Source organism: Streptomyces sp. HUAS 31 (assembly GCF_028198125.1).
In the GTDB taxonomy this organism is placed as follows: Bacteria; Actinomycetota; Actinomycetes; order Streptomycetales; family Streptomycetaceae; genus Streptomyces; species Streptomyces chartreusis.
Genome location: NZ_CP116353.1, coordinates 8,159,384 through 8,185,979, shown reverse-complemented (window position 1 = coordinate 8,185,979; position 26,596 = coordinate 8,159,384). Strand labels below are relative to the sequence as shown.

The window sequence follows — 26,596 nt, the reverse complement described above, 5'->3', positions numbered from 1 at the left end:
GGGCGCGACCAGTCCCCACGGCGCCGCAGCCGAAATCCGGCCTCCTAGCGGAGCGCCAACGCCGCCTCGGCCTGAAGCACCAGCCCATCCGCCCCGCACGCCTGCGCAAGCGTCATCCCCCGCCGCAGCTCCGTGGCAGACCGCGCAGCGATCCCGTACTCGACGCGGGCGGCCGCGTGTTCGTACTGGCACGGGGAGGCTTCCAGATAGGCGACCGCCTGCTCGGCCAGGCGCACCGCGCGCTGCCCGGTCTCCAACGCGGCGGCGCACCGCAGGGCCTCGCCGATCGCGGTGTCGGTGCCCAGTCGCTCGGCGTTGCGGCGGACCTCGGTGGCCAGGCGGGCGGCACGCTCCGGGTCCTCGCTCGCCAGGACGCGGGTGAGGTCGACGGCCCACGGGGCGAGCACCGGGTTGTGGTGGCCGCGCGCTTCGGCGGCCTTCTCCGCCGCCTCCAGTTCGTTGATGCCGTCCTTGGTGCGGCCGACGGCCAGGAGCAGCCGGCCGCGGACGGAGCGCGGGTCGGGCAGCACGATGGTGGAGGGGTAGGGCGGGGCGAAGCCGTACTGGTCGGCGATGTCCCAGGCCTCCTGGACATGGCCGCGGGCGAGCAGCGTGTCGACGAGGTTGCAGGTGGCCGACCAGTGCAGCGGCAGCCGTCGGCCGACGCGCTCGGCGAGCGCCAGCGACTTGCGCAGGGACGCCTCCGCCTCCCGGAGGCTGCCGCGCCGGCGCAGCCCGAGTCCGACGTAGGCGTGGGCCAGGGAGAGGTGGCCGCCGCTCCAGCCGGCGGACTCGTACGCGCGCAGCGCCTCGTTGTAGAGGGCCTCTGCGCGATCCAGCCGGTCCGTGTAGGCGTAGGCGCTGGCCAGCATCATCGGCAGTTCGATGCCCCACTCGGGGTCGGTCCAGCCCAGTCCCGGGGCGAGGCGGCCGTTGACGAGGGCGCGGTCGCACACTTCGACGACCTCCTCGGCGTTCTCGCCGCGGGCCATGGCGTCGAAGCCGCGCAGTATGAGCAGGGCGCGCTCGGGGTTGTCGCGTCCTGTGCAGGTTCTGGCGAGTTCGGCGAGGCGGGTGGAGCGCCCGGGTGAGGTCGTCTCGCCCGCGTGGATGCCCTCCCACATGAACTGCACGGCCTGGAGCCGCAGCCTGGCCGGTCCGGCGGGGTGCCGGGCTGCCTCCGCCTCGACGGTGCGGACGGCCTCCTCCAGCTGGTCGTTGTGCAGGAGGGCCTGGGAGAGGCGGTAGACGGCGTCGACGCGTTCGTCGCCGTCGAGGCCGGGCATGGCGAGGGCGGCCTGGAGGTGGTCGATGGTCCTGGCGGGTGCGGTCAGCAGGGTGGCGCAGCCGAGTTCGTGGAGGACGCGTGCGTGGACCGCGGGCAGCGGTGGCTCCAGCAGGGCCCGCTCCAGACAGCGGCGGGCCGCGTCCGGGGCGCCGACGGCGAGGTGCTCGCGGGCGGCCTCGCGCAGCTGCTCGACGAGTTCCTCGTCGTCGTCCGGGTGGACCTCCAGCAGATGGCGGGCGGCGACCGCGGCGCCGTGGCCGTTGTCGGTGACGACGCGGGCGGCGATGCCGTGCATCGCGGTGCGCAGGGCGTCCGGGATGGAGTTGTAGACGGCGGTGGCGATCAGCGGGTGCACGAACTGGAGGTCGCCGTCGTCGGGTTGGACGCCCGCCGGGTCCGACTCGGTGAGGATGCGGGCGGTGCGCAGCTTCGCGGCGCAGCGCACGGCCTCGTCCAGGTTCATGGTGGCGAGTTCGGCGACCAGGTCGACGGAGATGCCGGTGCCGAGGATCGCGGCCGCCCAGGCGAACCGGGTGGACTCGATGCCGAGGGTCTCCAGGCGGGCGACGAGACCGCCGCCACGGGCCGCGCGGTTCAGGGCGCGCAGCTCGGCGGCCGCCGACTCGGTGGGCTCGAACTCGCTGTCCTGGACCTTGGCGAGGAGCTCGACGGTCTCGTACGGGTTGCCGCCGGTGACCGCCCAGACCTCGCGGCAGAACGGGGCGTCGGCGTGCACGCCCAGGGTGGCGCGGGTGAGGCCGGTGGTGGCGTCCGGGGTCAGCGCGCTCAGCGTGGCCACTGAGGAGCCCGCGGCGGCGACCGAGTCGAGGTGGCGGGCGCTGTCGCCGTTGCTGGTCTCGCCGGGGCGGCGGGCCACGACGACGAGGACGTTCTGTTCGCCGACGTGCTCGGCGAACGCGGCGAGCCAGCGCAGGGTCTCCTGGTCGGCCCAGTGCGCGTCGTCGATCAGCAGGACCAACGGCCAGTCGCGGCGGGCCAGCCGGCGTACGGCGGCGACGAGTCCGTCGCACACCCCCTGCGGGTCCGCCTGGCGGTCCCCGGGCTCCGTTATGCCGAGGGCCGGTCCGGCGATGTCGTACCAGTCGCCGAGGTACTCGCGCGCCTCCTCCGGCATCAGCGACAGCAGCGCGGGCTGGAGCAGCTGCCGTACGACGTTGAAGGGGACCTCGCTCAGCGTCTCGCTGCCGCGGGCGGACCACACCGTGCAGCCGCGGGTCTCGGCGATGCGACGGGTTTCGGCCAGCAGCGCGGTCTTGCCGAGTCCCGCCTCGCCCCGGAGTACCAGGAGGCTGCCCGACGAGGAGTTGTCCGCGCACAGCGCGTCGAGGGCCCCCTCGACCGCGGCGAGTTCCTCGTCGCGCTCCCAGAGGGAAGCCGAGGCGGCCGGTGTGGGCCGTACCTGCGTCATCCCGCTACCTCCCCGATGTCGCCCTGACGACGTACAGACCTCGAGCGTAGCCCTCCGGGTGACTGAGTGGAGGCCTGTCCGGGCAGCTGTTGCCGTGATGGGTGACAACGGGTGCGGGCAGGCGACGCGAAGGGCCCGCGACCAGCCCCTGAAAACCTAAATGGCAGTCAAAAACCGTCGTTCGAACCGGCATTCAGTCGACATCCGCTCGACGGCCGGCCGGCCCTCGGGCGACTTGCGAAGGCGCGGGATGACGTTGGCTATCCATGAGCGAGGCACGGTCCGGTCCCGCAAGGCCCTGGTCGCGGGGTCGGTGGGCAACTTCATCGAGTGGTACGAGTTCGGTGTCTACGGCTACTTCGCGACGATCATCGCGGCGCGGTTCTTCACCCCGGAGGGCGGCAGCGAGGTCGAGGCGCTGGTGAGGACGTACGCCTCGTTCGCGCTGGCGTTCTTCTTCCGGCCCGTCGGAGCGGCCCTGTTCGGCCGGCTCGGGGACCGGATCGGGCGGCGCCCGGTGCTGATCCTGGTGATCACCCTGATGACCGTGGCGACGACGCTGATCGGCGCGCTGCCGACGTACGCGACCGTCGGTGCCCTCGCGCCGTGGCTGCTGACGTTCCTGCGGGTGCTGCAAGGGCTGTCGGCGGGCGGGGAGTTCGGTGGCGCGGTGTCGGTGATGACCGAATTCGCGCCACCGGGGCGACGGGGGCTGTACGGGTCGTGGCAGTCGTTCACCGTCGCGCTGGGGCTGCTGGGCGGCGCGGGGGTGGCGGCACTGCTCGCCACCGCGCTGACGGAGGAGCAACTCGGCGACTGGGGCTGGCGCCTGCCGTTCCTGCTGACGCTGCCGCTCGGTCTCGGCGCGCTGTGGCTGCGGCTGCGGCTGGACGAGACGCCGGCGTTCCGGGAGGAGCGGCAGGCCGAGCGGCCGCCCGCGCGGGAGGTCGCCGGGGCGATCGCGCTGGGGGCGGGACGGATCATGGGGTGGGCGGCGGCCGGCTACACCTTCCTGGTCGTGCTGCCGTCGTATCTCCAGTCCACGCTGGACGCGTCCTTCCAGCAGGCGCTGATCGCGACGGTGCTGGCGAACTTCGGCTTCGCGGTCACGATCGTGCCGGCGGGCCTGCTCAGCGACCGGTTCGGACGCCGGCCGGTCATGCTGACGGGCGCGGTGCTCGTGGTGCTGCTCGCGGTGCCGCTGCTCAACCTTCTCCAGGACCCGGGCGTTTCCCTCACCGTGAAGGGTGCGGCAGTGTGGGGCGCGGGAGCCGTGGTGGGGCTGATGGCGGGCCCGGGGCCGGCGATGCTGGCGGAACTGTTCCCGACGAACGTCCGCTACACGGGTCTTGGACTCGCCTACGCGTTGTCCAATGCGGTGTTCTCGGGCTGCGCCGGCCTCATCATCACGGAGACGATCGAGCGGACGGGGAGCGTGGACATCCCCGCGTACTACGCGGCGGCCACGTGCGCGGTGAGCGTTCTGGCGCTGGCCTGGGCCCCCAGGGCCGTGGCCGGCCGGGCCGGGTCCCGGGATGCGAGGGACCCGGGGGTGAAGGAAGCGAAGGGAAAGGCGAGTTGATCGGATGCGGGTGATCTGATGCGGGTGATCGGCCTGATGTCGGGCACGTCGTACGACGCCATCGACGCCGGCGCCGCCGACCTGAGCCTCGACGGCGGCAGTCTGGCCCTCAAGCCGCTGGGGCTGGTGAGCGAGGCGTACGACGAGACGCTGCGTGAGGCGCTCGCGGCGTCGCTGCCGCCGGGGGCGACCTCGATGGCCGAGGTGTGCCGGCTCGACACCCGCATCGGGCAGGCGTTCGCCGCGACGGCCGTACGTGCGGTGCGTGAACTGTGCGACGGACGGGCGGAGTTGATCGCCTCGCACGGGCAGACGGTGTACCACTGGGCCGAGGACGGCCGGGTGCACGGCACGCTCCAGCTCGGGCAGCCCGCGTGGATCGCCGAGGCGACCGGGCTGCCCGTGGTCGCCGACTTCAGATCGCGCGACATCGCCGCCGGGGGTCAGGGCGCACCGCTGGTCAGCCTGGTCGACCTGCTGTGGCTGCGCGGCCGGCCGGGCACGCCCGTCGCGCTCAACCTCGGCGGCATCGCCAACCTGACCGCGCCCGACGGCACCGCGTTCGACACCGGGCCGGGCTGCGCGCTGATCGACGCGGCGGCACGGGGGTTCAGCGGCGGTCGGCTGTCGTACGACGTGGACGGGGCGCTGGCCGGTGGCGGCACCGTCCGCGAGCCACTCCTGCTGAGGCTGCTGGAGGAGCCGTACTACGCGTTGCCCGCGCCGAAGACGACCGGCAAGGAGCTGTTCCACCTGGGGCATCTGCGGGACGCGCTGTCCGGTGTGGGCACCCTGCCCGCCGAGGACGTCGTCGCCACTCTGACCATGCTCACGGCACGGACGGTCGCCGATGCCGTGAGCACGCTGGGCGCGACCGAGGTCGTCGCGTCGGGGGGCGGGACGCGCAATCCGGTGCTGATGCGGATGCTCGGGCAGCGGCTGCCCGGGGTGGCGCTGCGCACCTCCGACGAGCTGGGGCTGGCGTCGGCCGCGAAGGAGGCGTACGCGTTCGCCGTGCTCGGCTTCCTGACCGCGCACGGTCTGCCCGGCGCCGTGCCCTCGGCCACCGGCGCCCGGCACGCGCGCGTGCTGGGTTCGATCACCCCGGGCCGGGGCGGACTGCGGCTTCCGCCGCCGGCGGTGCAGCGGCCCGTGAGGCTCGTGGTGGAGTGACTCAGGCGGCGTGCCGTGATGCCGGCGGCGGAATCGGCACCGATCGAGCCGACATTCCGGACCCCGGGACGGGTCCTCTCATCCCCCTTTCACCGACGCCTCATACGGTGTGCACATGACGCAGGAGACTCCTCCCGGCTGGTACCCCGATCCCGGCCGGCAAAGTGACGGTCCGCCCACCGAGCGCTGGTGGGACGGCAAGGCATGGACGGACCAGGTCCGGCCCGTGGGGCAGGCCGACGGTTGGAGCCCCCCGGAGCAGCCGGCGGCCGCCGCGCAGCCCCCGGCACATCCGGACCAGCCGCATCCGGACCACGTGTATCCGGGCCACCCGCAGCAGCCGGCCCATCCGGTGTACCCCGGCTATCCGGTGCACCCCGGCTATCCCGGCCAGGTGCAGTCCGGCGGGCGACGGGGTCTGCGCACGGGCATAGCCGTGGGGGTGGCCGCGGTCGTCCTCGCGAGCATCGGGGTCGGCGTGTACGCGCTGACCGCGAACGACGGCTCGGGCGGCGGCTCCAACTCCCAGCAGCGCCCGGGCGGACAGGACGGCCAGGGCGGGCCCGGTGGCGGGCAGGGCGGACCCTTCGGGGACTCCGGCGGCGGTGACGGCGGATCCGGTGGGCAGTCGCCCTCGCCGGAGGGGTCCGAGGCGCCGAGGATCGAGAGCGGTTCGGTGGCCGACGCGGTGAACGGGATCAGCGTCCCCGTGCCGGACGGCTGGTACGGCCAGGAGATCACCGTGGGTGCGCAGGTCTCGTCGAAGGAGTCGTACAAGTGCCCCGCCGACACCTCCCAGACCTGTATGAAGGGCGGCGCCTACTCGGCGCCCGCGCTCGCGCTCGGCACCAAGGGCGACACCGCGGAGGAGGTCGCCAAGGCGGACATCGCGGCGAACGCCGACGAGTCCTACGGCAAGGGGTACGGCAAGATCACCTCGCACGAGGTGCTGGCCTCCAAGGCGGTGACCGTGGCCGGGCAGAAGGGCTATCTGGTCCGCTGGAAGGCGGTCACGAGCAAGGGCGCCGACGGCTACGTGGAGTCGCTCGCCTTCCCCTCCCCCACCAATGAGCGGCAGATGGTCGTGGTCCGCTTCGGCGTCGACGTCGGTGAGAAGCAGTCGGTCATCGACGAGATAACCAAGGGCATCAAGGTGTCCACGGGCGGCGGCAACGGCCAGGACATCTGATCCACCCCGGGCCCGCCCCGGTCCGCCGCGGACACATGGCGGCCGGGTGGGACTCCTCTCCGCTCAAGAGGAACCCCACCCGGCCGGGGGGTGCGCGCCGCCCCCGTCCCCACGGTGCGGCGCGGAACAGGTCACCGTCCAGTCATCCCGTGGACGGCGGCCTGGGTCCTAGGTGAGTCCGAGCGTCGGAAGCACGGCGGCCTCCACGAATCGGACGATGTACTCGGGGTCGGCGTCCTCGCCCTCCAGCACGGGCCGGGCACGCAGCACACCGAAGATCTGGGCGGGGATGTACTCCAGCGCCGGATTGTCCGCGGCCACCTCTCCCCGCTCGACGCCGCGCCTCAGGATCTGCCGCAGCGCGTCGATCTCGGGGTCGATGAGCGCCTCGCGCAGCGCCTTCTTGAGCTCCGGGTCCTCCATGACGGCGTGCCCGAGGGCCTGCAACAGCCGGGTGTCCTTGGCCGACCACGCCCCCGCGGCCCGTGCGGCTTCCCGCAGGTCGTCCGCGAGCGTGCCGGTGTCGATGCCGTCGAAGCGGGTCTGCCGGCTGGCGCGCAGCGCGGCCGCCACGAACTGCGGCTTCGTCTTCCACTGCCGGTAGAGCGTGGCCTTGCTGCAGCGCGTGGTGGCGGCGACGCCCTCCATGGTGACGGAGTCGTAGCCGCAGGCGCGGACCTGTTCGAGGACGGCGTCGAAGAACTCCTGCTCACGCTCGGGCGTGATCTTGGAGCGGCGCGAGGCGGCGACCGTCTCCGGTCCGTCCGCGGCCTGCGACGTCATCTGCTCGTCTCCTCGCTCTGGTGCCACGCCCCGCCTTGTCCGGGGCCCGCCTTCCAGTGTGTCGCACGTCTATCGAAACGTCACTGTACCGGAACGGCGACGTATCGGTACAGTGGCGTATCGGTACAGGCGCGTTTCGGTACGCGGCCGTACCGATGAGTTCGCCGAGCCCGAGGAGTCAACAGCTCGACAGCTCGGCCAGCACCACTCACGTCAGCGAAAGGGCCGGGGGAATGAATGCCCGCACCGAGCCTTCAGAGGCGAAGACCGCGATAGCGCGGCCTCCGCTCGTCCGGGAGCTCCTGCTCGTCGCAGGGCTCTTCGTCGTCTACAAGTTCGGCCGCCAGCTGGCCACGGGTCACACCGCCGAGGCCTTCCGCAACGCGGACCGAGTGTGGGATCTGGAACGGACCCTTCATCTGCCCGGCGAGGGCTCGGTGCAGAACCTGCTGCTGCACGGCGACACGCTCATACACGTCGCGAACACCTACTACGCGACCGTCCACTTCCCGGCCACCGTCGCCTTCCTGGTCTGGCTGTACCTGCGGCGCCCGACGCACTACGTCTGGGCCCGCCGCGTCCTCGCCGCCGTCACCGCCGCCGCCCTCCTGGTGCACCTGACGTTCCCCCTCGCCCCGCCGCGCATGTCGGCCGCGACCGGACTGGTCGACACCGGACAGGTCTACGGCCCCTCCGTGTACGGCTCCCCGCAGACCGACCACCTCTCGAACCAGTTCGCGGCGATGCCGTCGCTGCACTTCGGCTGGGCCCTGATGGTCGCGATCGGCCTGATCGTGGCCACCCGCTCGCGCTGGCGCCTGCTCTGGCTGCTGCACCCGCTGCTGACCCTGCTGGTGATCGTGGGCACGGCCAACCACTACTGGCTCGACGCGATCGTGGCCACGGCCATGCTCGGCGTCGCCCTCGCCGTGATCCGCCCCCGGGCCTCCTCCGCCGGAACGCCCGTCTCGCTCCGCCCGCCGCGGCGCACCGCGACGACGGCCGGCCACGGCACCGGGAAGCTCGTACCCGCGGCCCGGGGCGAGGCAACCGTCGACGATGAGTCCGAACTCGTGGGAGCGGCCCGATGAACGCCACCCTGCTCGCCGTCGTCCTGTCGCTGTTCTCCGCCGTCGCCTACGCCGCCGCGGCCGTCGCCCAGGAGCGGCTGGCCTCCCGTGCCCCGGGCTCGGGCCTGCTGCGGCTGCTGGGCTCCGGCGCCTGGTGGGGCTCGGTCCTGCTCAACGGCTCGGGCGCGCTGCTGCACGTCGTGGCCCTGAAGTACGGCCCGCTGACCGTGGTGCAGCCGCTCGGCGCGCTCACCCTCGTGGCCGCGGTGCCGCTGGGCGCGCGCCTGGCGGGGCGGCGGGTCAGCGGTGTCGAGTGGCGCGGTACGGCGCTGACGCTGGCCGGCCTGGGAGCGATCCTCGTCACGGCGTCCGGGCCGGCGCCCGACGACGTGCTGAGCACCCCCGAGGCGCTGGCGGTCGCGGCGGTGACGGCGGCCCTGATCGGCATGCTGTCACGGCCGGGCGCCCGGCCGGGGCTGCGGCACGCGACCGCGTCCGGCTTCGCCTCCGGTGTCGCCTCGGCGCTCACGCAGACCGTGACGGTGGCCGCGACGGACCACTCCGCCCCGCTGCTCAGCCTTCAGGTGGTGGGCGTGGCGCTGCTGGTCGCGGCGTTCGCGGCGAGCGGTCTGCTGCTGTCGCAGACCGCCTACCGGGGCGGTCTCGGCGCCCCGCTCGCGGTGGTGACGCTGGCGAACCCGCTGGCGGCCGCGGTGATCGGACTCGTCCTGCTCGGCGAGCGCCTCCAGGGCGGGCCGACGGGCATCCTGCTCGCGCTGGCCGGAGCCGGCCTGGCGTCATGGGGCGTGGTGCTGCTGAGCCGCGCGACACCGAAGCCGGCCGAGTCGGGCGTCTCGATCGTCGTCGCCTCGAACACTCCCGGCACGACCGGTCACGCCGCGCCCCAGCTCGGCACGACCGGCCTCGCCACCGCTTCTGCCGGCACGACCGGCCTCGCCGCGAACCCCGTGGCCGCCACCGGTCCCGCAGCGATCGACCGCGTCCCGGCCGACCCGGCCGCGGACGTCGGCGCGCCGCCGGACCCGGCAGCCGACGAGGACCACCCCGTGGCCGCCGTACTGGCCCTGGAGCCCGGGTCCGCCGCCACCGAACCGGCGTTGGTGCCCCGGCAGCCCGGGCCGGGGCACCTCACCGCGCTGTGAACCGTGCGCCGGGCGGCCCGGCTGTCCCGACTACTCCGAGATGATCGCGGGGTCGCTCACGCCCGGCCGCCCGTTCTCGACGTGCCCGGCGAAGCGCCGCAGGAACGCCGGGTCGGACTCGGACGTGACGGTCAGGTCGTACCAGCGCCGGCTCGCCGCGAGGTCGACCGTGCGGCACACCTTGGCGCCGGGGCGCACGGTCACCGTCGAGGGACGGCCGCCGTACCCGTTGGCGATCTTGAGGCGGACGCTGGTCGTGCCCTTGTTGGTGAAGGTCAGCTCGATGTCGTCGCCCTGGTGGCGGGCGGTGACCTCGGGGCCGGCCACCTTGTTCGAGCCCTTGAACCAGCGCACGAAACCGGCCGGGCCGTGCACCGTCAGGTCGTACGCACCGCCCGAGTACGCCGAGTTCCAGGTGTCCGCGATGCCCTTGCCGGCCTCGGTGGTGTACATCCACGGGCCGTCGGTGCGGTTGCCCGACGTGATGTGGAACGCGGCACCGGCCTTGGCGCCGGAGGCGAACGACAGCGTGAACTTGCCGGCCCCCGCGTCCACCGAACCGTCGGCGTGCGGCGCGTACTTCAGCGGGCGCGAGGGACGCAGACCGCGCTCCTGCTTCGGCATGTCGCCGGCGGCCGGCGGGACCGGCTTGTAGTCGGGGTGACGCTCGCGGTCCTGCGGCTCGTAGTCGTCCGTGTCCGGCAGGGCGGCCGGGCGGCTGTCCTTGCGGGAGAAGTCGAAGGCCGAGGTCAGGTCGCCGCAGATGGCTCGGCGCCAGGGGGAGATGTTGGTCTCCTTCACACCGAAGCGGTTCTCCATGAAGCGCAGGATCGAGGTGTGGTCGAGCGTCTCGGAGCAGACGTAGCCGCCCTTGCTCCACGGCGAGACGACCAGCATGGGCACCCGCGGGCCGAGGCCGTAGGGGCCGGCCGGACGGCTGCTGTCACCCTTGTAGAGGTCGAGCGAGACATCGACGGTGGACTTGCCCTGGGAGGCGTCCTTCGGCGGCATCGGCGGTACGACGTGGTCGAAGAAGCCGTCGTTCTCGTCGAAGGTGATGAACAGAGCCGTCTTCGACCAGACCTCCGGGTTGGAGGTGAGGGCGTCGAGCACCTGCGCTATGTACCAGGCGCCGTAGTTCGAGGGCCAGTTGGAGTGCTCGGAGAAGGCCTCGGGCGCGGCGATCCAGGAGATCTTCGGCAGCTTGCCGGCCTTGACGTCGGCCTTCAGCAGGTCGAAGTAGCCGTCGCCGCTCTTGGCGTCGGTACCGGTGCGGGCCTTGTCGTACCAGGGCTCGCCCGCCTTGGCGTTTCGGTACTTGTTGAAGTACAGCAGCGAGTTGTCGCCGTAGTTGCCGCGGTAGGCGTCCGCGATCCAGCCCCAGGAGCCGGCCGCGTCCAGGCCGTCGCCGATGTCCTGGTAGATCTTCCAGGAGATGCCGGCCTGCTCCAGGCGCTCGGGGTAGGTCGTCCAGCCGTAGCCGAGCTCGTCGTTGCCGAGGACCGGGCCGCCGCCGGTGCCGTCGTTGCCCGTGTAGCCCGTCCACATGTAGTAGCGGTTCGGGTCGGTGGAGCCGATGAACGAGCAGTGGTAGGCGTCGCAGACCGTGAAGGCGTCGGCGAGGGCGTAGTGGAAGGGGATGTCCTCGCGGGTCAGGTACGCCATGGTCGTGGTGCCCTTGGCGGGGATCCACTTGTCGTACTTGCCGCTGTTGTAGGCCTGGTGGCCGTCGTTCCAGCCGTGCGGGAGGCCCTCCAGGAACTGCATTCCGAGGTCGTCCGCCTCCGGGTGGAACGGCAGGACGTCCTTGGTGCCGTTCGACTGGTGCCAGATCGACTTGCCGTTGTCGTGGGCCACCGGACGCGGGTCGCCGAAGCCGCGGACGCCGCGCAGCTTGCCGAAGTAGTGGTCGAAGGAACGGTTCTCCTGCATCAGGACGACGATGTGCTCGACGTCCTCGATCGACCCGGTGCGGTGGTTCGCCGGAATGGCGGCGGCCCGCTGGATGCTGCTCGACAGAGCCGTGAACGCCGTGGTCGCGCCCGCGATTTGGAGGAAACTGCGGCGATTGACTTCGGGCATGAGTGAGGGACCTCTTCCCATAGAGGGTGATTTGACCGAACGGCATGTGACGGAATGCGCGCGGAAGGAGTGTTCCAGGAGCACCAAACGTCAGGGAAGGGTGCGGTGGCGCTCGTGTGAAAGTCGGGGGTACGTGAGGTGTGTTGGGGTCCGGGACACGCGGACGACCGCGATCACGGCAGAGTGGACGAGCACGGATTCCCTGTCGAACTCACGTGCCGATGACCGGGCCCTTCGACGGGATGGGGGCGGCCTCACGCCAAGGACCGCCGGCCTTACGCGCACATTTGTTCCATCGACTGTCGCAACCGGCGCCGTGATCACGACGTCACTCTGTGCCATGGCCGCACACGCCTGCCTGGCCGTCCGGCGCGCCCGGGAGTGGCAGGGAGGGAAAGAGAAATGGGCGTGGGAACTGCGGGGCCAGTGAGCAGTACCACACGTCCTCGCCGGGCCGGATTCGGGCGGGTCGGCCCCTTGGCGCGCCGTCCCGGCCGTATCGGCCGTACCCTTCGTGGTGTCTACGGTGTCACATAGCGGGCACCAAACCACTGGAGGCAACACCTCGTGCTGATTGCTCAGCGTCCCTCGTTGACCGAAGAGGTCGTCGACGAATTCCGCTCCCGGTTCGTGATCGAGCCGCTGGAGCCGGGCTTCGGTTACACCCTCGGCAACTCTCTTCGCCGCACCCTTCTGTCCTCGATCCCCGGCGCCGCTGTCACCAGCATTCGCGTCGACGGCGTGCTGCACGAGTTCACCACCGTGCCGGGCGTCAAGGAGGACGTCACCGACCTGATCCTCAACATCAAGCAGCTGGTCGTCTCCTCGGAGCACGACGAGCCGGTCGTGATGTACCTGCGCAAGCAGGGTCCGGGTCTGGTCACCGCCGCCGACATCGCGCCCCCGGCCGGTGTCGAGGTGCACAACCCCGACCTGGTCCTCGCCACGCTCAACGGCAAGGGCAAGCTGGAGATGGAGCTCACGGTCGAGCGTGGCCGTGGTTACGTGTCCGCCGTGCAGAACAAGCAGGTCGGCCAGGAGATCGGGCGCATCCCGGTCGACTCGATCTACTCGCCGGTTCTGAAGGTCACGTACAAGGTCGAGGCCACGCGTGTCGAGCAGCGCACCGACTTCGACAAGCTGATCGTCGACGTCGAGACCAAGCAGGCCATGCGTCCGCGTGACGCCATGGCGTCGGCCGGTAAGACCCTGGTCGAGCTGTTCGGTCTGGCGCGCGAGCTGAACATCGACGCCGAGGGCATCGACATGGGCCCGTCCCCGACGGACGCCGCCCTCGCCGCCGACCTGGCGCTGCCGATCGAGGAGCTGGAGCTCACCGTTCGGTCGTACAACTGCCTCAAGCGCGAGGGCATCCACTCCGTGGGTGAGCTCGTGGCTCGTTCCGAGGCCGACCTGCTGGACATCCGCAACTTCGGTGCGAAGTCCATCGACGAGGTCAAGGCGAAGCTCGCCGGCATGGGCCTGGCCTTCAAGGACAGCCCGCCCGGATTCGACCCCACGGCCGCCGCCGACGCCTTCGGCGCCGACGACGACGCGGACGCGGGCTTCGTGGAGACCGAGCAGTACTAGGCGCTGCGCCGGGGCCGTGGTCAGGAGAGAGACGACACATCGGGACGAACGGGTCGTCGACCCCTTGACCACGGTGCCCGAAGCGATGCCGCCCCGGCATGCGGTGCCGGAGCGACCGCCGATGGCGGCCTCCGGTCCGCCGTCCAAGGGACCAACGGGGTGTTCCGTGGCGGTGTCGGGAGGCGGGTGGGCGCAGTGTTCAGCCATGCTGGGCAGGGCGGCACCCCTTCCGGCAGCGAGGAGCACCGTATGCCCATGGACCCGGTCGGACGATTCCTGGCGGCCCTGGACCCGGAGCAGCGCGAGGCCGTCGGCGCCAAGCCGCGCCAGGAGCAAGAACGCCTTGCGGCGGCCTGGGAACGCGAGCTGGAATCGGACGACGAACTCGACACCCTCGACGAACTGTCACCGCCGGCCGCGGAGGCCGAGGCCGCTCGCCGGGTCATGGATCGCGGGGGCGACTGACGGGAGCCGCCGGGCAGGTGGGCCGAGGTCACAGCACCCGCGCCTGAGCCCGCGTACAAGCCGCCGGAACGGTGAGCCTGGCAGGATGCCGGCGTGGCGAATATCCAGGCGAATACCCAGGCGATCACCTACGTACGGATAGCCGAAGTCCTCACCGGCCTCGGAATGATCACCGAGGACAAGGCCCGGAGCGTCCTGGACGAGGCCGCCTCCTACGCGGCCGAGCCGATCAAGAGACGGCACGAGATCGCCGGTGCACTCGAATCGTTCGGGGTGGCCGTGGCCATCCACTCCGAGGACGTCGACTTCGCCGACGCGCACTACGAGTGGCTCCTGAACGAGGCCGCGGCCCTCACCGGCGGCAAGGTCACGGTCTCCGACTACCGCTTCGAGAAGACCGACCCGGACGACGAGGACTGCGGCCTGGGCACGATGCACTTCACCCGCAACGGCAAGCCGCTCTCCTTCGGCGTAGAGCAGGAGTCGAACGACTACCTCGACATGGGAGCCGCACAGCAGGCCATCGAAGCGCTCAGCCCCGACGACGACCCCAGGGACTTCCGCTGCGTCGAGCAGGAGGGCCCTCATCTCGACGACGACTTCATGGTCCTGGCCACGGCCGAGCAGCGTGACGCACTCCACCGGCACCTGGGCCTCACGTTCGAACGATCCCTGGGCTGAGCCGAGCACGGCGCCGCCCCATCGAGGGGCACCCCCGATCCCCGGTCAGCCGTCGCGGGGCTCGGCGATGGTGCCGCGCACGACGAGTTCCGGGGTGAGCACCACCTCGCGGGGCTCGGCCCGGTCCTGGTCCAGGCGCTCCACCGCGGCGGCGACCGCGTACCGGGCCTGTTCCCGGGCGCCCTGGCTGACCGTGGTGAGGTTGAAGCAGCTCAGGCGGGACAGCGTGTCGTCGTCGTAGCCGGCCACGGACACCTCACCGGGGACGGCCACCCCGGCACGCTGGAGGGCGGCGAGCACGCCGATGGCGCACTGGTCGTTGTAGGCGACGACAGCCGTGGGCGGATCGCCGGAGTCGAGGAGCTGGCGGGCGGCGCGCTCGCCGGCCGCCTCCGTGTTGTCGCCGCGCAGCACCCTGATGTGCGCGTCGAGACCGTGCCGCCGCATGGCCGTGCGGTATCCGCGGCGCCGGTCCGTGGAGATCACGCCCTTGCCGCCGTCGATGTGCGCGATCGCCCGGTGACCGAGGCCCACCATGTGGTCGACGAGCAGGCCGACCCCCTCGTCGTCGGCGCTGCGGACCACGTCCAGATCCCCGTCGGCGATCCGCCGGCCGACGACGATGACCGGGGCCTTGCGGTCCAGGGAGACGAGCGTGTCGGCGGGAGCGGTCGGACCGAGCAGGATCAGCGCCTCGCTGCGGAACGCCAGCAGCGTCTCGACGGCGGTGTGCTCGTCGCGGGTGCGGGTCTGGGTGCTCAGGACGAGGTCGTAGCCGACCTCCTCGGCCTCGGTGTGCAGATGCTCGACCAGCTCGGCATGGAAGGGGCTGTGCACGTCGATCATCACGCCGAGCAGTCGGCTGCGTCGGCTGGCGAGCGTGCTGGCGGTGCGGTCGACCTGGTAGCCGAGGTCGGCGGCGGCCTTCAGGACCCGCTGCCGGGTGCGTTCGCTGGGGCCGGGCGCACCGCGCAGCACCAGTGACACGGACGCGGTCGACACGCCCACGCGGGCCGCTACGTCCTCCAGCCGGGGGCGCTTGCTCGTGCCGTTTCGCTGACGCCCGGATGCGACGTCGCCCACTCGGACCTCCCGGCAATTCTCTGGCGCAACACCCTTGACACATCAGTGAAACCGGACTGATAGTACCAGGACTTAAAGCGCTTTAAAAGATCCTGTTGTACCGACAAAGCCAGTCTCCGGCGTCGTCGCACAGTGAGGTGCATTCAGCATGAGTCGCACACCCCTCCCCCACCCCCGCGCAGTCGCCCCCACCATGGCCGCGGCCATCGCCGCCGCGCTGGTCCTCGCCGGCTGTTCCAGCGGCTCAGGCGGCAAGCAGGCCGAGGACGCCGGCAGCGGTGTGTCCGCCGGCAAGGCCACCACGCCCCGCATGACGATCGCGATGGTCACCCACGCGCCCTCCGGCGACACGTTCTGGGACACCATCCGCAAGGGCGCCGAGGCCGCCGCCGCCAAGGACAACGTCAAGCTGATCTACTCCAACGACGAGACGGCCGCCGACCAGGCGAACCTGGTGCAGAACGCGATCGACCAGAAGGTCGACGGCATCGCCGTCACCCTCGCCAAGCCGGACGCGCTGAAGGACGTGGTCGCCAAGGCGGTCAAGGCCGGCATCCCGGTCGTCGGCTTCAACGCCGGCATGACCGACTGGCAGAAGCAGGGCCTGCTGTCCTTCTTCGGCCAGGACGAGGCCATCTCCGGCGAGGCGCTCGGCACCAGGCTCAACGGCACCGGCGCCGAGCACGCGTTGTGCGTGGTGCAGGTCCAGGGCGCCGTCAACCTGGAGCAGCGCTGCGCCGGTGTGGAGAAGGGCTTCAAGGGCAGGACCGACAAGCTCTACGTCAACGGTGCCGACATGCCCTCGGTGAAGTCGACGATCACCGCCAAGCTCAAGCAGGACTCTTCGATCGACCAGGTGGTCACGCTCGCCGCCCCGGTCGCGCTGACGGCCGTGCAGTCGGTCGACGAGACGGGCAGCAAGGCGAAGATCGCCACGTTCGACCTCAACAAGGAGCTCATCGCGGCCGTCAGGGACGGCTCCGTCGAGTTCGCCGTCGACCAACAGCCCTACCTCCAGGGCTATCTGGCGGTCGACGCCCTGTGGCTCCACAAGAACAACGGCAACTACAGCGGCGGCGGTGAGGCGCCGATCCTGACGGGTCCGGCGTTCGTCGACAAGTCCAACGTCGAGGCCATCGCCGGGTTCGCCGCGAAGGGCACCCGGTGACGGGCGCGACCCAGCGGGCCGAGCCGGCGGCAACCGTACCGCCCGCCCTCGGCCCCGGCGACGCACGATCCGCCCCGCCCCTCCCACCCGAAGGCATTCCCTCATGAAGATCGCCCTCGACCCGTACATGATCCGTCACGTCCCGCTGCTCGAACTGCCCTCCGTGGTCGCCGAGTTGGGGTACGAGTGGATCGAGCTCTCCCCCCGGGAGGACTTCATCCCGTTCTTCCGCCACCCTCGCGTGGACGACGCGACGGTCCGGAAGTTCCGCAAGGCGCTGGACACGGCCGGAGTGGGTGTCTCCTCGATCCTGCCGCTGTTCCGCTGGTCCGGCCCGGACGAGGAAGCCCGGCAGGCGGCCGTTCGGTACTGGAAGCGGTCCATCCAGATCGCCGCCGATCTCGGTGTGGACAGCATGATCTCGGAGTTCAACGGACGGCCCGAGGATCCCGACCGCAGCGAGGCGCAGTTCTGGAAGTCGCTGGACGAACTGCTGCCGCTGTTCGAGCGCGAGGGCATTCGTCTGACCGTCGAGCCGCACCCCGACGACTTCGTCGAGAACGGCTACGACGCGGTCAACCTGATCCGGGGCATCAACCACCCCAACGTCGGCTTCCTCTACTGCGCCCCGCACACGTTCCACATCGGCACCGACGCCCCGGGCATCATCCGGTACGCGGGCGACCTGCTCACCCATGTCCACCTCGCCGACGCCTTCGACCACACGGCGTCCTCCGGCAACCGTTACATCCTCAACCCGCCCGGCACGTCCGCCCGCGTCCACCAGCACCTGGACATCGGGGAGGGCGAGGTCGACTTCGACGAACTCTTCCGCGAACTGCGCGCGAACGGCTTCGACGGGACGCTGACGGCCTGTGTCTTCGCCTGGGAGGAACGGGCGAAGGAGTCGTCGGTCTTCATGCGCGAGAAGATCACCGAGTTTCTGGCGAAGTGATCCGTAATGCCGGGGCCTCTCCGTCAGGCCGTTCGAGTCGCGCTTCCGCCGGCAATTCGCCGGCCGACCACCCCTCGTCCGTGAAAGGCACTTCCATGACCACGTCCACCCGACCCCTCTCCGTCGCGGTCATCGGAGCCGGCATGGCCGGGCGCAGCCACGCCGCCGGATACCGCAACGTCAACACGGTCTTCGGCGCCGGGCTGCCGCCGGTCCGGCTGGCCGCGATCGCCGACGCCCATGTGGAGCTGGCCGAGGACGCCGCCCGCCGCTACGGCTTCGAGAAGGCGCTGCCGAGCTGGGAGGCCGTAGCCGAGGACCCGGCGATCGACGCCGTCAGCATCGTCGTCGGCAACGCCCTGCACCGGCCGATCGCCGAGGCCCTGGTCGCCGCCGGCAAGCATGTGCTGTGCGAGAAGCCGCTGGCCGGCTCGATGCGGGACGCGCGCGCCATGGCCGAGTTGGAGCGCACTGCGGAGGTGGTGACGGCCGTCGGCTACACCTTCCGCCGCGCGCCCGCCGTCGCCGCGATCCGCGAGCACGTGCGCGCCGGTGAGCTGGGCGATCCGACTCTCTTCAGCGGCCGCTACTGGTGCGACTACGCCACTGACCCCAATGGCCCGCTGAGCTGGCGCTTCAAGGGCGGCCCGGGTTCCGGCGCGCTGGGGGACGTCGGCTCGCACGTCATCGACGTCGCCGAGTACGTCGCCGGACCCATCACCTCCGTCTCCGGCGCCTCCCTCTCGACGCAGATCACCAAGCGTCCGCTGCCGTTGGGCGCGGTCGTCGGGCACAACGCGGCTCCCGTCTCGGACGAGTTCGGCGAGGTGGAGAACGAGGACACCGCCACGTTCACGGCCCGCTTCGATTCCGGTCTCGTAGGCACCTTCTCCGTCACCCGCACCGGCTTCGGCCTGCCGAACGGGCTGTTCTTCGACGTCCTCGGCGTCGGCGGCCGGGCCGCGTTCGACCAGCACCGGCCCGCCGAGTACCTCTTCGACGACGCCCAGCCCGACGCCCGTACGCGCGGCGCCCGGCAGGTCATCGCCGGTCCGCAGATGCCGTACTTCGCGGGTGGCGTGCCGATGGAGGCGGCCGGTGTCGGCGCGAGCAACGGCGACAACTTCACCTATCAGGCCCGCGCGTTCCTCGACCAGGTCGCGGGGGTCGCCGAGCCGCTGCCTGCGTGCGCCGGCTTCGCCGACGCGCTGCGGACCATGGAGATCATCCAGGCCGTCGTCGAGTCCTCCCGCAGGGACGGCGCGGCGGTCACCGTCCCGCCCGTCGCCTGATCGCCCCCTACCGAAGGAGACACCCGATGGCCCTGAAGCTCGGCGCGTACACCGCCTGTCTGCACGACCGCACCCTCACCGAGGCCCTCGACATCCTCAAGGAGAACGGTCTGACCTCGGTGGAGGTCAACACCGGAGGCTTCATCCCCTCGCCCCACTGCCCGGTCGACCTGCTGCTCTCCTCGGCGACGGCGCGCGAGGAGTACCTGGCCGTCTTCGCGGACCGGGGCATGGAACTGACCGGCCTGAACTGCAACGGCAACCCGCTCAACCCGCTGCCGGGGGTGGGCCCCAAGCACGCGGACGACCTGCGGCGCACGATCCGCCTGGCCGGCCAGCTGGGTGTACGGCACGTGGTCACGATGTCGGGCACGCCCGGCTCGGACCCCGACGCCAAGTACCCGTCCTGGGTCGTCAATCCCTGGGACGGCGTCTACATGGACGTACTGGACTACCAGTGGGGTGTGGCCGTCGAGTTCTGGAAGGAGATCGACGCGCTCGCCCGGGAGAACGACGTCCGGGTCGCCATCGAGATGCACCCGCACAACCTCGTGTTCTCGCCGGTCACTTTGAAGCGGCTGGTCGAGGCGGGCGGCCTGACCAACGTCGGCGCGGAGATGGACCCGTCGCACCTGATGTGGCAGGGCATGGACGTCATCGCCTGCATCAAGTGGCTGGGCCCGCTGGTGTTCCACGCCGCCGCGAAGGACGCGACGCTGTGCCCCGGCGCCGACATCCGCGGCGTCCTGGACACCTCCTTCACCCGCGTCCCCGCCGAAGCCGAGGGCAAGGTCCCCACCGGCTACGGCTTCTGGTGCAACACCTGGCCCGAGAACCCGGCCTGGAAATTCGTCGCCGTCGGCCTCGGCAACGAGGTCCCCTTCTGGACGGAGTTCCTGCGGGCCCTCGCCGAGGTCGACCCGGACATGGCGGTGAACATCGAGCACGAGGACGCTGCGTTCTCCCAGACGGAGGGGTTGGCACTGGCGGCGAAGAACCTGCGGGGCGCAGCGGCCGCACTCTGAGCGAAGCCCGGCCGGACGGTGGCGGCGCGCGTGGTCGACGCGCGCCGTCCCGTGGCGTGGGAGGCGCAGGGGGCGCATTCTGAGGGGAGAAGTGGGTCGTCGGGACGGCCGGCACGAGCAGGGACTCGTGGCCCTGCTCGCCTTTGCCGTCCGGTGCGCAACGCCTCCGCATGCGCCTCGCGGCCTGCTCGGGCCCTGCCCCTGTGCGAGCCGTAGGAGGGTTTCCATGGTGTGTGTCACGGGCCCGCTGCTGTACGGGGCCGCCGCCGGCGCCGCGGGTGCGACGGCGCTCGACGTCGTCTCCTACGGCGACATGGTGGTGCGGGGCCGGCCGGCCAGTTCCACACCCGAGACGACAGTGCGCAGGCTGGCGCAAGAGCTCCATGTGCGCATCCCGGGAGAGGGTCAGGCCGAGGAGAGCCGGGTCTCGGCTCTCGGTGCGTTGACGGGCCTGGCGGCCGGGACCGGTATGGGCGTGATGCTGGGGCTGGGGCACGCGGCTGGTTGGCGTCCGACGCGCGGCGCCCAGTACACGGTGGCCGTGCTGGGGGCGTTGGTGGCCACGAACGGGCCCATGACGGTACTCGGGGTGACCGATCCCCGGACCTGGGCCACGTCCGACTGGATCTCCGACATCGTCCCCCACCTCGCCTACGCGGTGGTGACGGTGAGTGTGTTCAACCGGCTGCTCGGCGGTGTACCCGCGCGTTGCTGAACCCGGGCAGCGGGTGCGGCCTTCCCCGAGCCGGGCGATCCTGAGGGCAGGACCTGCGGCGGTGCTCCCACCGCCGTCCGCGGCCCCCGTCAGGAGGGCGTCCCATCATGGCCGACACGGTCTCTGACCTGATCGTTTCCACGCTCAAGGCGTCCGGTGTGCAGCGGGTGTACGGCCTGCCCGGAGACTCCCTCAACGGCTTCACCGACGCGCTGCGCCGTGACGGCGGTATCGCCTGGGGGCACGTCCGGCACGAAGAGGCCGCGGCCTTCGCCGCCGCGGCCGAGGCGGGCGTGACGGGGCGTCTCGCGGTCGCGGCCGGCAGTTGCGGGCCGGGAAACCTGCACCTGATCAACGGGCTGTTCGACGCACAGCGCAGCCGGGTGCCGGTGCTCGCGGTGGCCGCGCACATTCCCCAGGAGCAGATCGGCAGCGAATACTTCCAGGAGACCCATCCCGAGCTGCTGTTCCGTGAGTGCAGCGTGTACTGCGAACTGGCGAGCATGCCCGAGCAGGTGCCCTGGCTCCTCGGAATGGCGATCCGCGCCGCGCTCGAACGCGGCGGAGTGGCGGTGCTGGTCGTCCCCGGCGAACTGTTCCTGGCGCCGGCACCCGACGGACCCGCCGCGCACCCGATCGTCAAGACCTCGTCCCACATGCGGCCGGACGACAGCGAACTGGCCCGTGCCGCGCGGGTCCTCAACTCCGCGGAGCGGGTGACGATCCTGGCCGGGGCCGGCTGCGAAGGGGCCCACGAGGAGGCCGTGGCACTGGCCGAGGCGCTGAAGGCACCCATGGTGCACTCGCTGCGGGGCAAGGAGTTCCTGGAGTACGACAACCCTTACGACGTGGGCCTGACCGGGCTGATCGGCTACAGCTCCGGCTACCGGGCGATGGAGCACTGCGACGCCCTGTTGATGCTGGGCACCGACTTCCCGTATCGCTCGTTCTATCCGCAGAAGGCGTCCGTCGTGCAGGTCGACGTGCGCGGTGAGCACATCGGACGCCGTACGCCGGTGGAGGTCCCGCTGGTCGGGACCGTCAAGGACACCGCCCGGGCACTCCTCCCCCTCCTCGACCGTCGGGACGACGACGGCTACCTGAGGACGATGCGCCGCCACTACGAGCGAGTACGCGCCCGCCTGGACCGGCTGGCCGAGGCCAAGCCCACCGACTCGCCTCTGCACCCGCAGCACGTCGCCGCGACCATCGACCGTCTCGCGGCCCGCGACGCGGCCTTCACCGCCGACGTCGGCACACCCACCGTCTGGGCGGCGCGCCATCTGCGCATGAACGGCGAGCGGCGGCTGATCGGCTCCTTCAACCACGGTTCGATGGCCAACGCGCTGCCGCACGCGATCGGCATCCAGGCCAGCCATCCCGGCCGCCAGGTGATCGCACTCTCCGGCGACGGCGGCCTGGCCATGCTGCTCGGCGAACTGATCACGCTGCGACAACTGGACCTCCCGGTGAAGGTCGTCGTCTTCAACAACTCGGCGCTCGCGTTCGTCGAGTTGGAGATGAAGGCCGCCGGCGTCGTCACCTACGGCACCGGCCTGGACAATCCCGACTTCAGCGCCCAGGCCCGCGCGGCCGGCCTGCACGCCTCCCGAGTCCGACGCGCCGACGAACTGGAGGACGCACTGCGGGCGGCCTTCGCCCACGACGGCCCCGCGCTGGTCGACGTCCACACCGAACGCCAGGAACTCTCACTTCCTCCAAAGCTCACCCTGGAGCAGATCAAGGGCTTCACCCTGTTCGCCACCCGCACGATCCTCTCCGGGCGCGGCGACGAGATCGTGGAACTCACGAAGACGAACATGCGCCAGCTCAGCCTCGAGTAGGTCGCCGGACGGGGGATCACCCGCACGACGGCCCGGGCGACCCAGGCGAACCCTCAAGGCAACGTACCTGCTCAGGACAAGGGCGGCAGTTCTCCGCCGGAGGTGCCGTCGCTCCCCGATGACAGCGTCTCCTTGACGGCACGCAGGAAGGACCGCCGCTCCACCAGCCGCGCCCCCCGAGCCTCGGCCAAGGGCTCCGGTCGCTGCCCGAAGCCGGCGGGGAGGGTCGGCAGCCCCAGCGCGGCGAAGGCCTCGTCGAGGTGCCGCCGTGGATCACCGGTGCCACGCAACGCGGCGGCCAGGGGCCGGTGGTCCGTCTTCCCGTAGGCCGCCGTCAGCGCGGTCGCCCGCTCCGCCGCTTCCTGTTGCGTCGGCATCTCCGCGGGGTCCTCCCACCACACGTGGGCGGCCACCAGACGGCCGTCTCGGTAGAGCTGGAGCGTGTAGTCGGCGCCCTCCTTGGCCACGACCAGGACCGGCCACTTCTCACCCCGGCTGAACGTGGCGGCCAGGCGGGGCAGCCCGCCTTCCCCGAGCAGCGTCGTACGCATGCCCTTGCGTCGTCCCGGCGGATCGGCCGAGGGTGCCGTCTCGACGAAGGTGCCTCCGCCGGGCGCCGGCGCGAGACGCATGGTGGTGCCGGTGATCAGAACAGCGTCCCGGACCTCGCCCAGCGGCGCACCACAGTGCGCGACGGCCGGAGCAGCGGCAGGGGGCGTTGCCGCGATCGACGTGTCCGTGGGTCCCGGCGGTCCGTCCGTTGCCGGCGCGGGCACGGAGCCGCCGAAGTACGGTGTCCGGCGGGCGATATGGGCGCGTACTCCCTGGCGCATCAGCAGGAACGTCTCCCGGGCATCGCCCAGGTAGGCCCACGGGAATGTGCGCGCGTCGCTGCCGATGAGCCGGAAGACCTCCAGTGCCTCGGCCTCACGGTCGGAGCGGATCAGTGCGAGCGCGAGGTGATTACGGAAGCCCGCCGCCCGCCGGTCACCGGGCTCGAACCTCGCCGACAGTTCCAGTCCCTCCTCGACGAGCCCCTCGATACGGGACCAGGCCACCGGCCCCTTCCCGATCCCCGCCTCGTGCTCCAGCGCGTACTCGGTGACCGCGTGCAGTGGCAGACCGCGCAGCGGTGACCCATCCGGGGCCGCGGCGGCGGCCGACTCGGCGAACGCGAACATCTCCTCGTGCGAGCCGTACCACTTCTGCGCCAGGTACTGCACCGCGCGGGCGTGCAGTCCCATGTGATGCGGATCCGCCGCGCGGCCCCGAGCCAGGTACTCGTCGAACACCTCGCGCGGAGCGCCGAGTCCCATGGCGTGCGCGATGAACACCCGCCAGGGGACAGGGTCTTCGGGGTTGAGGTCTGCAGCCGTACGCAGGACCGGTATCGCGTCGCGCAGGACCGTGCGGAACGCCTGGAACTGCTCCCGCGACACATACCGGGCACGCGCGGCGGTACGGATCTCCCAGGCGCGGTCGATCTCCAACTCGGCGGCGACCAGGGCGATGTCGGGGTCGCCGGGTCGCGCGCGCCGCCACTCGTCGAACCATCCGGTGTGGTGCAGAGCGAGTTCGGCGAGCCCAGCGCTGTACTGGCCTCGTCGGTCCCAGTCCCGGTCGACGCGCGTCCGCGCCAGCAACTCCGCCGCCGCCTCCCAGGCTCCCGACCGCGCCGCGGACAGCGCGGCCCGCAGACCGGCATCCGGCGCGTCCACTTCCACCGCCCCGTCCGGCGGCAGTCCGTCCCCAGTGGCCGCGAAGTGCCGCAGCATTCTGGGCAGTGCGAATACGCCGGGCAACCTGCCCACAACCAGCCCCTCCCCAACGGCCGCCGGCCGCGCACAGTCGATCACCGACGAACGCACACCTTATCGACCGGGCGTGCGGCTTACGTCACCGAGATCGACCGGCCTCGAAGTACAGCCAGAGCTCTTCGTCCTCGTAGTAGGTGGTGCGGAACCAGATCGCCATACCTCCATCCTGGCCCTCCACCTTGACCATAGAGATCAGGGGCACCCCCCGCTCTTGCCTTGATCCGATTCAAGTCCAGACCGCGAGCGCACTCAGCCGTGGCTAGAACGTGGTTAGAACTGGAGCCCGCAAACATCCACCTTGTGGTGAATGGTGGGCGTGGTGCCCGACTTGTCGCTCATGTCTCAGCAAGATGGAGCCCTGCTGCCGCCTGCCGCTCCGGCAGGCACCGGCGCCCCCCATCTCACCGTGTGCAAGGAAACAGAACGTTGACCGGTCTTCCTCCTCTGACTGCCTACGCCCGCCGCCTCGCCGCCCTGGCAGCCTGCGGCTTGCTGATGGCCAACTCGGCCGTCACGGCTCAAGCCGCTGCCGGTCCCGCCACCGACAGGCCCAAGGGAAGAGCCACCGCAGCAGTGTTCCGTGCCGCGCTGGACGTCTCCAGTCTCGGGGCGAGCGGACTCATGCCCCTGCGCGCCTCGCTCAACGAGGTTCAGGCGCCGGCGACCGCCGAGAAGAAGACCCTCGACGTCACTCTCGACCACGTCAACGGCGATCGCCCCGTCCATCTGCTGGAGGCCGACGTCGCCATGGCCAGAGCCGACGTGGCCAAGAGCCGGGCGGAGGGCATGTCCCACCTCGTGCGGGCCCGTGTTCATCTACCCGGGCTTCCGGTGCTGCCGCTGCTCGAGGTCGAAGAGGTGACGGCGGCCGCGGTCTGCGTCGCCGGACAGCAGCCGTCCGCCAAGTCCGAGGTTCTGGGCCCTATCGCGGTCCTGGGCGAACAGGTCTCACTGGCGCCCGACCGCACCGTCGCCGTCGAGGCCCCGGGCGTGGGCACAGTCCGGGTTTCCCTGTCCCACAAGGAGGTGACCGGCAGCACGGCCGCCGCCACCTCACTCCAACTGCAGGTGTCCGTAGATCCTTTGAAGCTGGGCGTGGAAAAGGTGGAGGGCACCGTGACCCTGGCGCAGGCCACCTGCCGGTCCCCGCGGCCGGCATCCGACAGCCCCGCGCCATCCATGACGGAGTCGATCACACCCGCAGTCACTGACTCCAAGGAGACCCACCTGGCCAAGACCGGCGGCAGCCTGCTCACGCCCTACATCCTGGCAGCCGGAGCCTTCCTCGTAACCGTGGGCGGGAGCGCCGTCGCATTCGCCCGCGCCCGCAGCCGCAGGCACTCCTGACCCCGGTACCCAGTCGAGTGACTGACCCTACGGGCAGCCGGCCCCGGCACGGGAAGTCCGAGCCCTGGGGCTGCGCCAGCCCTGATGGGGGTCCGCGATCAGGTCCGGACGGGCCTGGCCGACCTCGTGGGTGAGCTGAGCGCCAATCTCCTCGGACGGCGACGACCTGCCCACCGTCGAGCAAATCGGCCAGGCACTGAAGGTCACCGTCCATGGGAACCGATCACGCACAGTGGTGACCAATGCTCAGGCCTCAGGGGAGAGCAGCGCCAGTGTCGCGCCGACTACCGACCGCTGGGTTTGCCCGGTGCGGCTACTTCGGTGCGGACCGGGGACGCCAGGTGCGGTCGAGCCGGACGCCGGCGGCCGCTGCGACCCGGTCACGGGAGGCGGTCAGGCGCGTCTTCAGCGCGGGCAGGTCCACCCCGACCAGGGCTCCGTCCCGTTTGACGACGCGGCCGGCGACCAGGACGGTGTCGACGAGACCGGGGTGGCCGTGGCTGACGACGGTGGCGGCCGGGTCGGTGACGGGGAAGACGGTGATGTCGTCGGCGCGCACGGCAGTGCCCGCTGCGGGGCCTGACCGGGCACCAGCGTGTGCACCGCGCCGGCGCGGATCAGCAGGTCGGCTCCGTGGTCAGTCATCGTCTTCAGGCAACGACGCCCGCACACCCGGCGCGAATCACTGTCCGATCCGCAGCATCCGGTCAGAGACCCACGACGGTGATCTCGCAACGGGCATCCGGCACCGGACAACGGACAACCCTGTGCATGACTTCGGCTCGGTCACAACGCATGTGTTGGCGTCTCTTTTCCTCCCATCGTGTGCTTGGGGAGACCTCGGTGCGGCTGTGG

Annotated in this window: 22 protein-coding genes; 15 read left to right on the top strand and 7 right to left on the bottom strand. The window is 71.3% G+C overall.

Annotation, left to right across the window (positions count from 1 at the left end; genetic code table 11):
• Positions 1 to 44: 44 nt before the first annotated feature.
• Positions 45 to 2,717, bottom strand: a complete 2,673-nt coding sequence (locus PGH47_RS36180; protein ID WP_271666931.1) for an ATP-binding protein — start codon at positions 2,715 to 2,717, stop codon at positions 45 to 47.
• 250 nt (positions 2,718 to 2,967) lie between these two features.
• Here PGH47_RS36180 and PGH47_RS36175 point away from each other — a divergent pair, with 250 nt between their 5' ends.
• The 3 genes from PGH47_RS36175 (at position 2,968) to PGH47_RS36165 (ending at position 6,661) form a co-directional block, all read left to right on the top strand.
• A complete protein-coding gene (locus PGH47_RS36175) occupies positions 2,968 to 4,299 on the top strand; it encodes an MFS transporter (protein WP_271666930.1) in 1,332 nt (443 codons plus the stop codon).
• Between the two features lie 18 nt (positions 4,300 to 4,317).
• Positions 4,318 to 5,472: an anhydro-N-acetylmuramic acid kinase gene (locus tag PGH47_RS36170; RefSeq protein WP_271666929.1), complete on the top strand. Its 1,155-nt coding sequence runs from the start codon at positions 4,318 to 4,320 to the stop codon at positions 5,470 to 5,472.
• A gap of 115 nt (positions 5,473 to 5,587) precedes the next feature.
• A complete protein-coding gene (locus PGH47_RS36165) occupies positions 5,588 to 6,661 on the top strand; it encodes a DUF2510 domain-containing protein (RefSeq protein WP_271666928.1) in 1,074 nt (357 codons plus the stop codon).
• A gap of 168 nt (positions 6,662 to 6,829) precedes the next feature.
• Here the strand turns inward: PGH47_RS36165 and PGH47_RS36160 are convergent, their stop codons facing one another.
• A complete protein-coding gene (locus tag PGH47_RS36160; protein ID WP_107908208.1) occupies positions 6,830 to 7,444 on the bottom strand; it encodes a TetR/AcrR family transcriptional regulator in 615 nt (204 codons plus the stop codon).
• A 233-nt stretch (positions 7,445 to 7,677) separates the two neighbouring features.
• Here PGH47_RS36160 and PGH47_RS36155 point away from each other — a divergent pair, with 233 nt between their 5' ends.
• Positions 7,678 to 8,535 carry a phosphatase PAP2 family protein gene (locus PGH47_RS36155; RefSeq protein ID WP_271666927.1) on the top strand — a complete coding sequence of 286 codons (858 nt, stop codon included), beginning with the start codon at positions 7,678 to 7,680 and terminating at the stop codon, positions 8,533 to 8,535.
• Positions 8,532 to 9,677, top strand: coding sequence for a hypothetical protein (locus tag PGH47_RS36150; RefSeq protein ID WP_271666926.1), 1,146 nt, complete (start codon positions 8,532 to 8,534; stop codon positions 9,675 to 9,677). The genes PGH47_RS36155 and PGH47_RS36150 overlap by 4 nt, the downstream gene beginning before the upstream one ends.
• Positions 9,678 to 9,707: 30 nt before the next feature.
• On the opposite strand, the gene PGH47_RS36145 is transcribed toward PGH47_RS36150, so the two are convergent.
• Positions 9,708 to 11,759 carry a phosphocholine-specific phospholipase C gene (locus PGH47_RS36145; RefSeq protein ID WP_271666925.1) on the bottom strand — a complete coding sequence of 684 codons (2,052 nt, stop codon included), beginning with the start codon at positions 11,757 to 11,759 and terminating at the stop codon, positions 9,708 to 9,710.
• Positions 11,760 to 12,326: 567 nt separating this feature from the next.
• On the opposite strand from PGH47_RS36145, the gene PGH47_RS36140 reads away from it, so the two are divergent.
• The 3 genes from PGH47_RS36140 (at position 12,327) to PGH47_RS36130 (ending at position 14,495) form a co-directional block, all read left to right on the top strand.
• Positions 12,327 to 13,349, top strand: a complete 1,023-nt coding sequence (locus PGH47_RS36140; protein ID WP_271666924.1) for a DNA-directed RNA polymerase subunit alpha — start codon at positions 12,327 to 12,329, stop codon at positions 13,347 to 13,349.
• A gap of 249 nt (positions 13,350 to 13,598) precedes the next feature.
• Positions 13,599 to 13,814 (top strand): hypothetical protein, encoded by a 216-nt coding sequence (locus tag PGH47_RS36135; protein ID WP_107908204.1) that lies wholly within the window; start codon positions 13,599 to 13,601, stop codon positions 13,812 to 13,814.
• Between the two features lie 93 nt (positions 13,815 to 13,907).
• A complete protein-coding gene (locus PGH47_RS36130) occupies positions 13,908 to 14,495 on the top strand; it encodes a hypothetical protein (protein WP_271666923.1) in 588 nt (195 codons plus the stop codon).
• A gap of 45 nt (positions 14,496 to 14,540) precedes the next feature.
• Here PGH47_RS36130 and PGH47_RS36125 read toward each other — a convergent pair whose 3' ends face one another.
• Positions 14,541 to 15,578, bottom strand: a complete 1,038-nt coding sequence (locus PGH47_RS36125; protein ID WP_271666922.1) for a LacI family DNA-binding transcriptional regulator — start codon at positions 15,576 to 15,578, stop codon at positions 14,541 to 14,543.
• A gap of 148 nt (positions 15,579 to 15,726) precedes the next feature.
• Between PGH47_RS36125 and PGH47_RS36120 the strand changes: the two genes are divergently transcribed.
• The 6 genes from PGH47_RS36120 (at position 15,727) to poxB (ending at position 22,577) form a co-directional block, all read left to right on the top strand.
• A complete protein-coding gene (locus PGH47_RS36120; RefSeq protein WP_271666921.1) occupies positions 15,727 to 16,746 on the top strand; it encodes a sugar ABC transporter substrate-binding protein in 1,020 nt (339 codons plus the stop codon).
• A 103-nt stretch (positions 16,747 to 16,849) separates the two neighbouring features.
• Positions 16,850 to 17,701 carry a sugar phosphate isomerase/epimerase family protein gene (locus tag PGH47_RS36115; RefSeq protein ID WP_271666920.1) on the top strand — a complete coding sequence of 284 codons (852 nt, stop codon included), beginning with the start codon at positions 16,850 to 16,852 and terminating at the stop codon, positions 17,699 to 17,701.
• A 95-nt stretch (positions 17,702 to 17,796) separates the two neighbouring features.
• Positions 17,797 to 18,993 (top strand): Gfo/Idh/MocA family protein, encoded by a 1,197-nt coding sequence (locus PGH47_RS36110; RefSeq protein ID WP_271666919.1) that lies wholly within the window; start codon positions 17,797 to 17,799, stop codon positions 18,991 to 18,993.
• A 26-nt stretch (positions 18,994 to 19,019) separates the two neighbouring features.
• Positions 19,020 to 20,018: a sugar phosphate isomerase/epimerase family protein gene (locus tag PGH47_RS36105; RefSeq protein ID WP_271666918.1), complete on the top strand. Its 999-nt coding sequence runs from the start codon at positions 19,020 to 19,022 to the stop codon at positions 20,016 to 20,018.
• Between the two features lie 226 nt (positions 20,019 to 20,244).
• Positions 20,245 to 20,733 carry a hypothetical protein gene (locus PGH47_RS36100; RefSeq protein WP_271666917.1) on the top strand — a complete coding sequence of 163 codons (489 nt, stop codon included), beginning with the start codon at positions 20,245 to 20,247 and terminating at the stop codon, positions 20,731 to 20,733.
• Between the two features lie 107 nt (positions 20,734 to 20,840).
• Complete coding sequence (poxB, locus tag PGH47_RS36095) at positions 20,841 to 22,577, top strand: ubiquinone-dependent pyruvate dehydrogenase (protein WP_271666916.1); 1,737 nt, start codon at positions 20,841 to 20,843, stop codon at positions 22,575 to 22,577.
• 71 nt (positions 22,578 to 22,648) lie between these two features.
• Here the strand turns inward: poxB and PGH47_RS36090 are convergent, their stop codons facing one another.
• A complete protein-coding gene (locus PGH47_RS36090; protein ID WP_271666915.1) occupies positions 22,649 to 24,352 on the bottom strand; it encodes a hypothetical protein in 1,704 nt (567 codons plus the stop codon).
• Positions 24,353 to 24,473: 121 nt separating this feature from the next.
• On the bottom strand, positions 24,474 to 24,596 hold the full coding sequence (locus PGH47_RS36085) for a hypothetical protein (RefSeq protein WP_271666914.1): 123 nt from the start codon (positions 24,594 to 24,596) through the stop codon (positions 24,474 to 24,476).
• 224 nt (positions 24,597 to 24,820) lie between these two features.
• Between PGH47_RS36085 and PGH47_RS36080 the strand changes: the two genes are divergently transcribed.
• The gene (locus tag PGH47_RS36080) at positions 24,821 to 25,741 is read left to right on the top strand and encodes an SCO1860 family LAETG-anchored protein (protein ID WP_271666913.1); all 921 of its coding nucleotides are present in this window, start codon (positions 24,821 to 24,823) and stop codon (positions 25,739 to 25,741) included.
• Between the two features lie 313 nt (positions 25,742 to 26,054).
• Here PGH47_RS36080 and PGH47_RS36075 read toward each other — a convergent pair whose 3' ends face one another.
• Positions 26,055 to 26,300, bottom strand: a complete 246-nt coding sequence (locus PGH47_RS36075) for a hypothetical protein (protein WP_271666912.1) — start codon at positions 26,298 to 26,300, stop codon at positions 26,055 to 26,057.
• Between the last annotated feature and the right edge of the window lie 296 nt (positions 26,301 to 26,596).